The sequence below is a fragment of the Streptomyces sp. NPDC002867 genome, from assembly GCF_053591895.1.
This window is the reverse complement of sequence record NZ_JBSFUR010000015.1, coordinates 13,212-26,471: the sequence shown is the minus strand read 5'-3', so window position 1 is coordinate 26,471 and position 13,260 is coordinate 13,212. Positions and strand designations below refer to the sequence as shown.

11 protein-coding genes are annotated in these 13,260 nt (G+C 73.1%); 7 read left to right on the top strand and 4 right to left on the bottom strand.

Translation table 11 applies throughout. The features are described from left to right. The first annotated feature begins 49 nt into the window (after window positions 1-49). The gene (locus ACWD0A_RS16795) at window positions 50-802 is read left to right on the top strand and encodes an HNH endonuclease family protein (RefSeq protein ID WP_451298712.1); all 753 of its coding nucleotides are present in this window, start codon (window positions 50-52) and stop codon (window positions 800-802) included. Between the two features lie 98 nt (window positions 803-900). After that, a complete protein-coding gene (locus ACWD0A_RS16790; protein ID WP_451298710.1) occupies window positions 901-1,647 on the top strand; it encodes an N-acetyltransferase in 747 nt (248 codons plus the stop codon). A gap of 198 nt (window positions 1,648-1,845) precedes the next feature. Here ACWD0A_RS16790 and ACWD0A_RS16785 read toward each other — a convergent pair whose 3' ends face one another. Both ACWD0A_RS16785 and ACWD0A_RS16780 read right to left on the bottom strand, forming a co-directional pair. Then, window positions 1,846-2,613 carry a hypothetical protein gene (locus ACWD0A_RS16785; RefSeq protein ID WP_451298708.1) on the bottom strand — a complete coding sequence of 256 codons (768 nt, stop codon included), beginning with the start codon at window positions 2,611-2,613 and terminating at the stop codon, window positions 1,846-1,848. A gap of 161 nt (window positions 2,614-2,774) precedes the next feature. Continuing rightward, a complete protein-coding gene (locus ACWD0A_RS16780) occupies window positions 2,775-3,581 on the bottom strand; it encodes a DUF4352 domain-containing protein (RefSeq protein WP_451298706.1) in 807 nt (268 codons plus the stop codon). A gap of 283 nt (window positions 3,582-3,864) precedes the next feature. Here ACWD0A_RS16780 and ACWD0A_RS16775 point away from each other — a divergent pair, with 283 nt between their 5' ends. The 3 genes from ACWD0A_RS16775 to ACWD0A_RS16765 all read left to right on the top strand — a co-directional run bounded on the left by ACWD0A_RS16775 (window position 3,865) and on the right by ACWD0A_RS16765 (window position 8,168). Further along, window positions 3,865-5,913: an N-6 DNA methylase gene (locus ACWD0A_RS16775; protein ID WP_451298704.1), complete on the top strand. Its 2,049-nt coding sequence runs from the start codon at window positions 3,865-3,867 to the stop codon at window positions 5,911-5,913. A 99-nt stretch (window positions 5,914-6,012) separates the two neighbouring features. After that, window positions 6,013-6,666, top strand: coding sequence for a hypothetical protein (locus ACWD0A_RS16770; protein WP_451298702.1), 654 nt, complete (start codon window positions 6,013-6,015; stop codon window positions 6,664-6,666). Continuing rightward, window positions 6,663-8,168, top strand: coding sequence for a protein kinase domain-containing protein (locus ACWD0A_RS16765; RefSeq protein ID WP_451298700.1), 1,506 nt, complete (start codon window positions 6,663-6,665; stop codon window positions 8,166-8,168). Before ACWD0A_RS16770 ends, ACWD0A_RS16765 begins: the two co-directional genes overlap by 4 nt. Before the next feature lie 58 nt (window positions 8,169-8,226). Here ACWD0A_RS16765 and ACWD0A_RS16760 read toward each other — a convergent pair whose 3' ends face one another. Both ACWD0A_RS16760 and ACWD0A_RS16755 read right to left on the bottom strand, forming a co-directional pair. Beyond that, on the bottom strand, window positions 8,227-9,150 hold the full coding sequence (locus ACWD0A_RS16760) for a class I SAM-dependent methyltransferase (protein WP_307715098.1): 924 nt from the start codon (window positions 9,148-9,150) through the stop codon (window positions 8,227-8,229). 147 nt (window positions 9,151-9,297) lie between these two features. Next, window positions 9,298-11,670: a YfhO family protein gene (locus ACWD0A_RS16755; protein WP_451298698.1), complete on the bottom strand. Its 2,373-nt coding sequence runs from the start codon at window positions 11,668-11,670 to the stop codon at window positions 9,298-9,300. Between the two features lie 124 nt (window positions 11,671-11,794). On the opposite strand from ACWD0A_RS16755, the gene ACWD0A_RS16750 reads away from it, so the two are divergent. Together ACWD0A_RS16750 and ACWD0A_RS16745 are read left to right on the top strand one after the other, a co-directional pair. Continuing rightward, window positions 11,795-12,769 carry a glycosyltransferase family 2 protein gene (locus tag ACWD0A_RS16750; RefSeq protein WP_451298696.1) on the top strand — a complete coding sequence of 325 codons (975 nt, stop codon included), beginning with the start codon at window positions 11,795-11,797 and terminating at the stop codon, window positions 12,767-12,769. Next, on the top strand, window positions 12,766-13,179 hold the full coding sequence (locus tag ACWD0A_RS16745; RefSeq protein ID WP_451298694.1) for a GtrA family protein: 414 nt from the start codon (window positions 12,766-12,768) through the stop codon (window positions 13,177-13,179). The genes ACWD0A_RS16750 and ACWD0A_RS16745 overlap by 4 nt, the downstream gene beginning before the upstream one ends. Window positions 13,180-13,260: the final 81 nt, after the last annotated feature.

The following is a 13,260-nucleotide window of genomic DNA, read 5'->3' as shown; positions in this document are numbered from 1 at the left end:
GGTGCACCCGCGGGGGTCGGAGCTCGTCCAGCTCCAGTAGCGTACGGGCGTGACCAGACACGGGACGTTCGCGGGAGGGGCCGCGCTGCTGGCCGTCGTCGTGCTCGCGGGCTGTGACGGCACCGGTGCCCGGCCAGGCGCCGGCGCAAAGCCTGCACAGGGCTCGTCCTCGGGCACCAGTCCCCTCGACAACCCCGAGGGGACCCGCCCCGGTCTCGGCGCCCTCACCACCGACCGCGAGCGGGCGGACGCCCGCGAGATCATCGAGGCACTGGCCACCAAGGGGCGTGGGCCCAGGACCGGTTACGACCGGGACGAGTTCGGCTACGCGTGGCTGGACACGGCGGACGGCGTGCCGTTCGCCCGGAACGGCTGCGACACCCGCAACGACCTGCTCGCCCGCGACGGCCACGACCTCGCCCACCGCTCGGGCTCCGACTGCGTGGTGGTGCGCATGACACTGGACGACCCGTACACCGGCAGGACCATCGAGTGGCGCAAGCGCCGGGCGGCCGAGGTGCAGATAGACCACGTCGTGCCGCTGTCGTACAGCTGGCAGATGGGGGCGGCCCGCTGGGACGACGCCAAGCGGCGGCGCCTCGCGAACGACCCGCTGAATCTGCTGCCGGTCGAGGGCCGCGCGAACAGCGCCAAGGGCGACTCGGGGCCGGCCTCCTGGCTCCCGCCCCACAAGCGCGTCCGCTGCTCCTACGCCGTGCGCTTCGCCCAGGTGGCGACGGCGTACGAGCTGCCGGTGACGGCGGCCGACAAGAGGGCGATGCTGCGTCAGTGCGGCGGCTGACGCCAGGCACGGCGGCGGGGAGGCGACCGTGGGGCGGCGGCAGCCGGACGCCGAACAAACCGGTGGGGCGGGGTCACGGCGGTCGTTAGCCTGCGGGCATGAATCTCGTGATCACGACCCTCGCCGAACGCCCCGAACTCCAGGGCCCCATGTGGCAGATGCTCGACACCTGGGACGAGTTCGTCACCCATGACCCGGTGGGCTGGGCCAACATCGGGCGGATCGTCGCGGAGCTGCCGCACTACGTGCTGGTCGCGACCGACCCCGAAGGCCGGGTCGTGGCACGGGCGTTCAGCGTGCCGCTGGCCCTGGACGCCGACGGACGGCGCGAGTTGCCCGAGCGGGGCTGGGACCAGGTCATGCTCTGGGCGTTCTCCGATCTGCGGCACGGCCGTAAGCCGGACGTCGTCAGCGCGATCGAGATCACGGTGGCCACCGACCGGCAGGGGCAGGGCATATCCGGGCAGATGCTGGCCGCGCTGCGGGACCACGTGCGCCGGCTCGGCTTCGCCGAGCTGATCGCGCCGGTGCGGCCGAGCGCGAAGAGCGCCGAACCGGCCGCGTCCATCGACGAGTACGCCTTCCGCACCCGCCCGTCGGACGACCTTCCGCACGACCCCTGGCTGCGCGTCCACGTCCGCGCGGGCGGTGTGGTCGAGAAGGTGGCGCACGCGTCGATGACGGTGTCCGGTTCGACCGCGGAGTGGCGGAAGTGGACGGGACTGCCCTTCGACACCACCGGCGAGGTCGAGGTCCCGGGTGCGCTGGTCCCGGTGCGCGTCGAGGCCGAGCGCGGCTACGCGGTGTACGTGGAGCCGAACGTCTGGGTGCGCCACGGCCTGTGACACCCGCGCGGCGGTGCTCGTGCCCCGCTCGCCCGCCCCCGCGGGCCGGTGCCCTTCTCCGCCCCCGCGCGCCCGGGCCCCGCGTTGCCGGTGACGACGCCCGTCCCCGGAGCCGGCCCGGACCGCCGGGGGGTGGTACACGGCGGCCGGGGAGGCCGCCCCCTCCCCGGCCTCCCCGGTCGTTCACGCTCGGCGCGCTTACTGCTCCGGCTGTGTCTTGTGCAGGTCGATGACGTCCTTGGCGGCCGGCTTGATCGGCCCCAGGGGCTTGTTGAAGTCCGTGAACGTCATCGTGGCCGGCTCCTCGCCGCCCTTCTGCTCCACCTTCAGCACGTACGGCTCGCCCTCGGCGGCGACGTAGAACTTGTAGCTCGCGTCTCCGTCCTTCTCGGTGAGGACGACCACCTGCTTCCCCTGCAGCGTGGTGGTCTCGCCGCGCCGCATCAGGGAGAAGCCCTCACGGAAGTCGCCCAGGAACGTGTCGAGTTCACAGAACTGCAGCTGCTCCTTCGCCTCGGGCGAGGACGCTTCCTCCTTCAGCCAGCGGCCCTTGAGCGTCTTCAGGACCTCCGCGTTCTGCTCGGCCGTGCCGCCCTCGTTCTGGCTGCGCAGGAACGCCTCGTCGAAGCGCATGTAGGCCGTGTCGCCGGCGCGCACCAGCTCGGCGGTCCCGGTGCCGCCCATGGTGAGCGTCCCCTTGCAGTCGCCTTGGGAGTCGATCGCCATGTACGCCCTGATGTTTCCGTCGGTCGTGTCGCCGGCGAAGTCGACGGTCAGCGACGTCGCCTTCGCGGTCGCCTCGGCGGCCTTGTCGGCGATCTCCGGTCCGGACATCCCGGGGAAGGGCCCGTCCGCCTCGTCGGACGCGCCGGAGAAGGGGCCGCAGGCCGTCGCGGCGAGCGCGACGCCGGCGCAGAGCGCGGCACGGACGAGGTGCGTGAACCGGCGGGGAGCGGTGGCAGGCATGGAGGTTCTCCGAGGCAGGGGTGGAATGGGGGTGCTGGGGTCCGGCGGGGCGTCGGGGGGCGCCCGGCGGCCGGGGTGCGCGGCGGGCGCCGGTCAGGAAAGCCGGCTGCCCGGGGCCGCCCCGTCCCGCGCAGTGGCGGGAGCAGGGACCGGGGACCGGCTCAGAGCGCCAGGTCCCACTGCGAGGCGTCGTACCAGACGTCGGGGACGACCTCGACCGTGAGGTTCTTCGCGTCGGCCGGGGTGTCGAAGGCGTAGGTCACCGTGGCCTTCCTGCCGGGCAGGATCGTGCTGTCGAAGCCCTGGCCGGCCTTGTCGTCGAAGATCTGCTCGGCGCTCACACCCTCCTTGCCCGCGCGGGCCGTGACCGTGACGAGGGTCGAGTCGAACTTCTTCTTGCCGGCGTTCTCGATGGTGATCGTGACCTGGTGGGCCTTGTTGCCCTTGGTGTGGCCGACGGCGTTCTCGCCGGGGGTGAACGGCTTGGGCGCGGAGACGGTGACCGTCAGGTCGTCGTCGTAGACGATGCTGTCGCCGGCGGCGAGCACCTCGGCCTTCGCGTTCTTCCCGTCCTTGTCCTTCGTGGACGGGTCCTTCGGAGCGGTGTTCTCGGTGGTCCGGTTCAGGTCGTCGACCGCGTCGTCCACGGCCTTCACCGTGGCGACCCCGATCACCACGCCCACGATCATCGCGATCAGGCCCAGGATCGCTCCGGCCGTCGCGGCGCCCTTGTTGGTGGCCTCCCCGCGCTTGGCGCGGCCCCGGCCCAGCAGGCCGAGGACCAGGGCGAGCAGGCCGAGGAGGCCACCGAGCCAGAAGAGCAGCGGGACGAATCCGGTGACGGCGCCGATGATGCCGAGCACCAGGGCGGCCGTGCCGAGCCCGTTGCGCACCGGGAGGGGCGCGCCGGGAGCGCCGTAGGTCCAGGCGCCGTGCGGCGCCTCGGGCTGCTGAGCGGACTGCGACATGGGTGTACCCCCCGGAGAGTTGTGGCCGGACCCGTGGAGTCGGATCCGTGTTCCGATGGGTCAATAAGAGCAGAGCCTGTGAACCGAGTCAACAAGCACTCTCTGTTCACGTCGGGATCGTGTGTGAAGCGAGGTCGACTGTGAAGGCGGGTAGGATCGCCGCCACAGCATCGGAACCGCCCGCGCGGCCGCTCGCCGGACCACCCGCTGGGCAGACCCGCCCCGCCGGGGCGCGCGACAGCCGCGGGTGCGCCGCCGGAACAGGTCGAGGGGAGCCATCCGGGTGCCGGACAACGCAGCAGAGGTGACCGCCGCCGGGATCGCCCGGCTCGCGGGAGTGGGCCGTGCCGCCGTGAGCAACTGGCGGCGCCGGCACGCCGACTTCCCGAAGCCCGTCGGCGGCACCGAGACCAGCCCCTCCTTCGCCCTCGCCGATGTCGAGCAGTGGCTGCGCGACCAGGGGAAACTGGCCGAGGTCCCGCTGCGCGAACGGATCTGGCAGCAACTGGCGGGCCACCCCTCCGGCGCCGTCACCGCCCTGGTGCACGCCGGCTGCGCGCTCCTTCTCGTACGCGACAGGCCGGCAGGCTGGCTGGAGCTCTCCGCGGTCTCCGACGACCGCCTCGCCGAGGTGCTGCCCGGCGCGCTGGAGGAGGTGCTGAGCCTGCGGTTCGGCGCCCCGCGCGCCGTGAGGACACCGCTCGCCGAGGAGCTCGTCCCCTCCGCGCCGATGCTGCGCGGCGTCGCGGAGCTCGCCGCGGAGAGCGGGGCCCGCCAGGCGTTCGAGTTCCTGCTCGGCCGTCACCTCGACGCGAATCCCCGGCAGTACACGCTCACCCCGCCCGGCCCCGCCGCGCTCATGGCCGCTCTCGCCGGCCCTGCCCGCCGCGTCCTCGACCCGGCATCCGGCACCGGCGCGCTGCTGCGCGCCGTCGAGCGGCCCGCCGCGCTCTACGCCCAGGAGGCGGACCCCGACCTGGCCGCCCTCACGGCCCTGCGGCTCGCCCTGAACACCGACGCCGACGTACGGGCGGCGGCCGGGGACGCCCTGCGCGCGGACGCGTTCGGGGATCTCGGCGCGGACGCCGTGCTGTGCCACCCGCCGTTCAACGAGCGCAACTGGGGCCACGACGAACTCGCCTACGACCCCCGCTGGGAGTACGGCTTCCCCGCGCGTACGGAATCGGAGCTGGCCTGGGTCCAGCACGCGCTCGCCCGCCTCCGCCCCGGCGGCACCGCGGTCCTTCTGATGCCCCCGGCCGCCGCTTCCCGCCGCTCCGGCCGCCGTATCCGCGCCGGGCTGCTGCGCCGCGGCGCCCTGCGCGCCGTCATCGCCCTGCCCGCCGGGGCGGCGCCCCCGTACGGCATCCCGCTCCACCTGTGGGTGCTGCGCAGGCCCGGCGCCACCGACCGGCCCTCGCCCGACCTGCTCCTCGTCGACGCCGCGGCCACCGACCAGGCGACGGCGGCGGGCCGCGACAGGCTCGACTGGCCCGCCGTCCAGGACACGGTGCTGGAGGCGTGGCTGCCGTTCGAACGGAACGGCTCCACCACGGAGAACCCGGGCGTGAGCAGGCCCGTCCCCGTCATCGAACTCCTCGACGACGACGTGGACCTGGCCCCCGCCCGTCACCTGCCGCCCCCGGCCGCGGGCGGCGGCACCGCCGAACTGGGCGCCGTGCGCGACCGGCTGACGGAGACCCTGCGGCGCACCGGCGAGCTCACGCCCCCGCCCGTCGAGCAGCCCCCGGCCGCCCCCGCGCACTGGCCGTCCACCACCGTGGGCGAGCTCGCCCGCGCGGGCGCTCTCGTCCTGCGTGCCGGAGGACCGGGCGCCGCTCCGGCCGGCGCCCCCGTGGCGGTCCTCACCGAACAGGACGTCCTGGCGGGCAGGCCCCCCTCCGGGACCCTGCCCGACGGCCCCGAGGAGGAGCCCGTGCTGGTCGAGGCGGGCGACGTCGTCGTCCCCGTGCTCGGCGGCGGCACGGTCGTGCGCGTGGCCGACGACGCCGCGGCGGGCGCGGCCCTCGGCCGCAACCTCCAGCTGCTGCGCCCGGACCCGGCCGCGCTCGACCCCTGGTTCCTCGCGGGCTTCCTGCGCGGCAGCGCCAACCAGCGCCAGGCCAGCAGCTACGCGTCGACCGCGACCCGCCTCGACGTGCGCCGCCTCCAACTGCCGCGCCTCCCGCTCGCCGACCAGCAGCGCTACGGGGCCCGCTTCCGGGCGCTGGCCGAGTTCGAGGACGCGCTGCGGCTCGCGAACAGGCTGGGCGAACAGCTGGTCCAGGGCCTGTACGACGGGCTGACGGACGGCACCGTGCGGCCGGAGTGACGGGTTCGACAACGGTTCCGTACAACCCCGGGGCCGTTGTCGGTGTCGGTGTATACGCTCGACACCGACCAGTGCGTTTCCAGCCACCCAGGAGCATTCATGCACGGCCCCGGCTATGCGCCGCCGCAGCCCCCGCGGGAGGTCTCCGCCTCGGTGATCGTGCTGCGCGTGCTCTTCGCGCTGATGCCGATGATCAGCTGTGGGCTGCTGTCGTGGGCCACCATGCTGCGGCTCGCGGTGGTCACCCGCCGCCCGCGGGACTGGGCCCTGTTCGCAGCGACCGTGCTCGCGGTGGCGGTCTGCTTCGGCATGGTGATGTCGGACCCGACCGCTGACCTCGAGCTGCCCCGGTCGAACGTGGCCATCGCCGTGCTGCTCGCCATCGGGGTCCTGGTGGTCACGTACTACCTGTTCGCCGAGACCAAGCACTTCGCGACCCGGCCGCAGGCGTACTACGGCCCGCCCCCGCAGCCGCACTTCGGGTACGGCTATCCGCCCCCGTCGGCCACCGCCCCCACTCACGGCTCCCCCTGCACAACGCCGCCGCTCCACGCGCGGCCCCAGCCCGCGCCGCAGCCGCAAGCCGCGCCCCAGCCCCCGCCCGCCCCGCACCCGGCGCCCGTCCCGCAGCCCCAGGCAGCCCCGCGGCCCGCGACGCCCGCCTCCGAGCCGCCGCGGTCCGGCCGCATCGATCAGGTCCGCGCCGAGCTCGACGAGCTCAGCGACCTGCTCCGCAAGGAGGAGGACAGATGAACGGCCGTGTGATCGCGGGCCGTTACGAGCTGTCCGCGCTCATCGGGCAGGGCGGCATGGGTCAGGTCTGGACGGCGTACGACACCCGCCTCGACCGCCGCGTGGCCGTCAAGCTGCTACGGCCCGACCACATGGCCGCCGCCACCGCCGCCGACGACATGCGCCGCCGCTTCGTGCGGGAGTGCCGGGTCACGGCCCAGGTCTCCCACCCCGGTCTCGTCACCGTCCACGACGCGGGCAGCGACGGCGACGACCTGTACCTCGTCATGCAGTACGTGGAGGGCGCGGACCTCGCGGACCATCTCGCCGAGCACGACCCCTACCCCTGGGAGTGGGCCGTCTCCGTCGCCGCCCAGCTGTGCGCGGTGCTCGGCGCGGTGCACGCCGTGCCGATCGTCCACCGCGACCTCAAGCCCCGCAACGTGATGGTGAAGCCGGACGGCACGGTCACCGTGCTCGACCTCGGTGTCGCCTCCGTCATCGACACGGACACCACCCGTCTCACCCACACCGGTTCGCCGATCGGCAGCCCCGCCTACATGGCTCCCGAGCAGGCGATGGGCGGCGCGGTCGGCCCGTACACCGATCTGTACGCCCTCGGGGTGCTCCTGCACGAACTGCTCATCGGGAACGTGCCGTTCGCGGGATCGACCGCCCTCGGCGTCCTGCACCGCCATCTGTACGAGCCGCCGCTGCCGGTCCGCCAGGTCCGCCCCGAGGTCCCGGAGCCGCTCGAGGCACTGGTCCTGCGCCTGCTGTCCAAGGACCCGCAGCACCGGCCGTCCGGCGCCCAGGAGGTGTACGAGGCGCTGGCGCCCCTGCTGCCCGCGCGCGGCGCGCCGGCCGGGCCGCTGGACCCCACCCGCCCCTTCCTGCGCCCGCACGCGCCCTGGCCGGACCGGGTGAGCATCCCGTCCCCGGCCGCACCGCCGGTGGCGCCCGCGCCCCGGCCGGACGTGGCCGCGGCCGTCGACGAGGTCAAGCGCCTGCTCGGCGAGGGCAGCATCACCCAGGCGGTGGACATCCTCGGCGGCATCCTCCCGGCCGCCGCCGCCGAGCACGGCGAGCACTCGCCCGTGGTGAGGATCCTGCGCAAGCAGTACGCGGCGACGCTGATGGACGACGGCCAGTACCGCCGCGCGCTGCCCGAGCTGCGCCGCCTCGCCGACGACCGCACGGCGGAGGCGGGCCCGTCCGACCCGCAGACCCTGCAGTACCGCTTCGACGCGGCCCAGTGCCTGGAGCAGCTCGGCGAACCGGCCGCCGCGCTCACCGAGTACCGCGCGGTCCTGCCGTACTACGAGAGCGCCGACGGCGACCGCGCGCTCCAGGTCCGCCACCGCATCGGCCACCTGCTGCTGGCGGTCGGCGACCACACGGCGGCCCGGCACCAGTTCCAGTCGCTCCTGCTCGACGCGGAGCGCGCGTACGGTCCGTACCACCAGCTCCCGGCGGAGCTGCGGCGCGCACTGGAGCGGCAGCAGCAGTTCCGCACGGGCTGAGACGGAAGGCGGCCCCGCCGCCGTCACCGGCAGCGGGGCCGCCCGTGGGCGCGTGGTGTCAGCTCGCCCGCAGATAGGCCGACGTCGAGACCCTGCCCAGCATCCGCAGCCGGGACGTGCCGGCCGCCAGGTGCTTGTCCAGGGCGTCCTGCACGCCGGGCCACTTCTTGTCGCCGTAGTCGTCGAGCACCACGATCCCGCCGGGAGCGGCGATCTCCTCGACCCACTCCAGGTCGGCCCGCACCCCGTCCTCGGAGTGGTCGCCGTCCACGATGATCACTCCGTACTCCCGGTCGGAGACGGCCTCGCGCACGTCGGGGTCGGACGAGAAGCCCCGCTCGATCCTCGACGCGTACGCCTGCGGGCTGCCTGCCAGCGCCAGGTTGGCCCGCACGACGTCCTCCTGGACGGGCGTGCCTGTCGGGTCCGCGTGGTGGGTGGTGCCCGGCTGGAGCTGGGAGCCGGCCAGCGGGTCGACGATCGTCAGGTCGGGCCGGGTGCCGGCCCGGTGCAGCATCCGCATCAGGGCGGAGGCGAACTGCCCGTAAAGCGTGCCGATTTCGAGGATGTTCCCGTTGGGCGGGGACAGCAGGGGGACCGTGGCGAGCTTTCCGCACACGTTGGACGTGGAGCCCGCGAGCCTGCCCACGCCGAGCGCCTCCTGGGCGACCACCGTGCGGTAGGCGACGACGACGCTGCGGCGTGCGTGTTCGCTGCCACCGCTCACCTGCTCTATCTGGCGCACCAGGGTGTCGATCGCGCCGGGCGTCGGCATCCGGTGCGTCCCCCTGCCTGTGCTGTCGAGGAGCAGACCCAGCGCGTACTGCCGGGTGCGCATCTCCCCGACCTCTCTGCGCAGGGAGTCCACGTCGGCCCGCAGGGTTCTGGTCACACGCTCCACGCCCCATCTCACGCGCGGTTCGACCAGCGTGAGGGCGGGGCGCAGGACTCGCTTCGTCAAACGGTTGGGCACAAAGGGCATGTCCGGGAACGTACGCGTGAACGGCCCCCGACCCCACCAAGGGCTGATGCTGCGCAGGTGAAGTCTTGATGTCACGGCCGTGAAGGACCTTCCGGTTCCAGGTCGAGCGGAGGTGACGCCCCGCGCGGGACCACCGCCGGCCGGCGCTCACGCCTCGCGGTGGCCGGCTCCCGCGCCCGCTCGCCGCCTGACGAGCAGGACGGTGACGGCCAGCGCGACCAGCGCACCCGCACCCGCTGCCGACCCCGCCACCAGGCCCGGAGGCCGGAACGAGCAGGTGACGGTCGAGGTCGTGCCGTCCAGCGGCACGGCGACCAGTCCGAGGTACGAGTCCGCCGGGCGTCCCTCGCAGCTCCAGCCCACGATCCGCGGCGCGGCGAGCACGGCTGTGCCCTTCGTGCCCGGCGGCAGCTCGGCCGTGACGCCGCTGTCCGTGACGTCCACCCGCACCGCGCCGGTCCTCGTGAGAGCGGCGACCGCAGCCTTCAGCCGGTCGCGGTCCAGGCAGCCGATGCTCGCGTCACGCGGCGCCTCGCCGCCGTAGACGACGCGGGCGCCCGGCTCGGAGACCGTGCCGAGCGGGGTGAGCGCCGCCCGCCGCTTGGGCTGTCCGCCGCGCAGCTCCACCGCGGGGCCGTCGCCGACGCGTGCCGTCCCCGTGTGGTCGGGCGCCCACAGGAACACGTCGGTGCCGACGCGACAGGCGCCCGCGACCGGGGATTCGTAGACCTTCGCGCCCAGCAGCAGCTCCTGGTTGCGCAAGGGCGAGGCGCCGTAGCGCGGTTCGGCGCCGGCCGGCCGCACCGTCACGAGCGGGGCGGTCTCCTGCCGGATCACCTGGGGCTTCTGTCCGGGGGCGGTCCGCAGCCGGGCCCCGACCGAGAAGACGGCGTCCGTGACCGGATTGTCCAGGGACTGCAGACTGCGGCCGTTGGACGTCCAGCCGCCGCCGAGCGCCGCCAGCGTGCGCGTCAGGACGTCGGGCGTGTGACTGCTGTAGTACGAGGCCCCCTGGCCGCCCAGCAGGATCGGGTCGTTGCCGGTGAGCTGTGTGCGCCCGGGGTCCGTGCGGTAGCCGGGCCAGCCGTCGGCGGCGGCGACGGCCGCCGCCCGCTCGCTGTGCGACGCGCCCCACGGCGGGTAGTCGTCGAGCCTGGCCGGGCGCTCGCGGTCGGCGTACGCGGTCGTCGCCGCGGCCTGGCCGGCGAGCGCCCCGGTGAGCAGGACCGCGGCCACCGCCACGGCCCGGCCCCGCGCGGCGAGCAGCAGACCGCCGAGCACGGCGGCCAGCCCCGCCGCGAACAGCAGGTACGCCGGACCGGTGACCAGTTCGCTGGTGCTTGCGCCGAGCGCGATCACGGCCACGACGGCGCCGCCCCCGAGGAGGGTCCGCCGTCCCGGCCAGCCGCGCGACAGACAGGTCCAGGCGGCGATGACGACGATGCCCGCGAGGACGAAGGTCTGCCGGTAGGGGCTGCCGTTCGGGGTGGCGAAGGCGTGCCACACCAGGTGCGTCGGGCCCCATTGGAGCGAGACGGCGACCGCCGCGATGAGCGCTGTCCACAACCGTCTCTCGCGCCTCGGCACGGACCGGTTGAACGCGAGGCCGCCGGCCAGCAGCAGCGCCCCGCCGCCGACGAAGACGGCGGGGGTGAAGAAACTGTACGTCGCCGGCAGTGTCCGGGCGAACACGTCCGTCCAGCCGGCCGGCGCGAACTCCTTCGTCCACCCCGGGTAGGCGTGCTTCGAGCCGAGGAACACGGGGACGAGGACCGGGGCGGACAGGCCGATCCCCAGCAGCACCGTCCACGCGGCGCGCAGCAGGACCCGTATCCTCTCCCGCGCCTGCGTGTCCTCCAGCAGCAGCCGGGCGAGGAGCACCAGCGCGGCGCCGATCGTGGCCATGTACGCGGTGTAGAAGTTGGCGATCCACGCGAGCGCGACGATCACCGGGCCGAGCAGCGGCCTCCTGCCCTTGCGCGCCCACTCGCCGACCAGGCACAGCAGCGGGAAGGCGATCAGACCGTCCAGCCACATGGGGTTGTACGACGCCTCCACGACCGACCAGCCGCACAGGGCGTACGAGGCGCCGAGCACGCCCGCCATCCACCGGCGCCCGTGGCCCTTGTGCAGGGCGGTGAGCAGCCAGGTCATGGCAGCGGCTGCGGCGGCCGTCTTGACGAGCGTCACGACGTAGACGGCCAGGTCGATCCCGTCCCGCGGGAAGAGGCCGACGAGCAGGGAGAAGGGGCTCGTCAGATATGTGCCGAGGTCGGGCAGCGCGCTGGTGCCGTAGCCCGACTGCCAGTTGAGCAGCACACCGCCGTCGGCGCGTCCGTGGAGCAGGTCCCACAGGTGGGCGTGGAACGGGACGAACTGATTGCCGAGGTCGTTCACGCTGCGGGTGCGCGGTCCGAAGGGGAAGGTGCGGGCGACGGCGTCGCCGGCGCTCACCGTCCCGACGGTGATCAGCGCGGCGAGGGCAGCGGCACGGCCGCGCGCGGAGGGCAGAGTCCACATGATGAATCGAATATGCCAGCGCCGATCGTGAAAACATGCTGCACACAGGTCAGTTCACCCAATGGTCGCCTGTATGTCACGTGGAACACGGGGTGGCGACATTCGGGCGGGTTGTTGTTCTCTCGTGCTGATCTCGATAGTTGTCCCGTGTTTCAACGAAGAGGAGATCATCGGCCGCTTCCATGACCATGTGACCGCCGAACTGGGCCTGCTCGGGCAGGAATTCGAGCTGGTCTACGTGGACGACGGAAGCCAGGACAGAACGCTCGATCTCCTCCAGGAGATCGCCGAGGCCGACTCCCGTACGCGTTATGTCTCCTTCAGTCGCAACTTCGGCAAGGAGGCGGCGATGCTCGCCGGTCTCCAGCATGCCGAGGGCGACGCGGTCGTCATCATGGACGCCGACCTGCAGCACCCGCCGGAGCTGGTCCGGCGCATGCTGCAGCTGCACGAGGAGGGCTTCGACCAGGTCATCGCCAAGCGCACCCGCAAGGGCGACCGGGTCACCCGCACCGTCACCGCCCGCGCCTACTACTGGCTGATCAACCGGCTGGTCGACGTCGAGCTCGTGGACGGCGTGGGCGATTTCCGGCTGCTGTCGCGGCGGACGGTCGACGCCATTCTGGAGCTGACCGAGTACAACCGGTTCTCCAAGGGGATTTTCGCCTGGGTCGGATTCCGTACGACGACTTTCGAGTACGAGAATGCGGTGCGCGAGCAGGGCCGCTCCAAATGGAGCTTCGGGAAACTGCTCAACTACGGCCTGGACGGACTGCTCTCCTTCAACAACAAACCGCTGCGCGCCGCGATCTATCTGGGAATGCTGCTCCTCGCGGTCGCCATGGCGTACGCGGCGTGGATCGTCGGTGTCGCCCTGGTGAACGGCGTGGACACCCCCGGGTATGTCACCCTGCTTGTGGCGGTCATCGCGCTCGCCGGCGTGCAGATGCTGATGCTGGGGGTGGTCGGCGAGTACGTCGGCCGCATCTACTACGAGGTGAAGCGGCGTCCGCACTTCCTGGTGAAGGCGACCAACGCCGGCCTTCCCCGACGGGACGACGAGCGGAACAGGCGCGCGGGGGAACTGGTAGGGAAATGACGGTACGGGGCCAGATCGTCAGGTTCGCCCTGGTGGGAGTGGTGAACACCGGGACGTACTACGGCCTGTACCTGGTGCTGCTGACCTGGCTCCCGTACGTGGCGGCGCATGTCGTCGCCTTCCTGCTGAGCATGGTCGGCTCGTTCTTCCTGACCTCGTACTTCACGTACCGCACGCGGCCGACGTGGCGGAAGTTCCTGCTCTTCCCGCTGACCAACGCGGCGAACTTCGTGGTGACGACGAGCGGGGTGTACCTGCTGGTGGACGTGCTCCACTTCGGCAGCCGGTACGCCCCGCTGATCGCGGCGGCGGCGGCGATCCCCGTCACGTTCGTGGTCTCCCGCACGATCATGCTCCGCCCGGACAGCCGCCGTGAACCCGCTCCGGAGCCGGAGCGGGTCCGCACGTAGGCCCCCCGGTCTCCCCGCGCATCCCCACCGCCTGGCGAATCGTTTGGCGAATCAGTGGCCCACACCACTCCGACTGCCTAC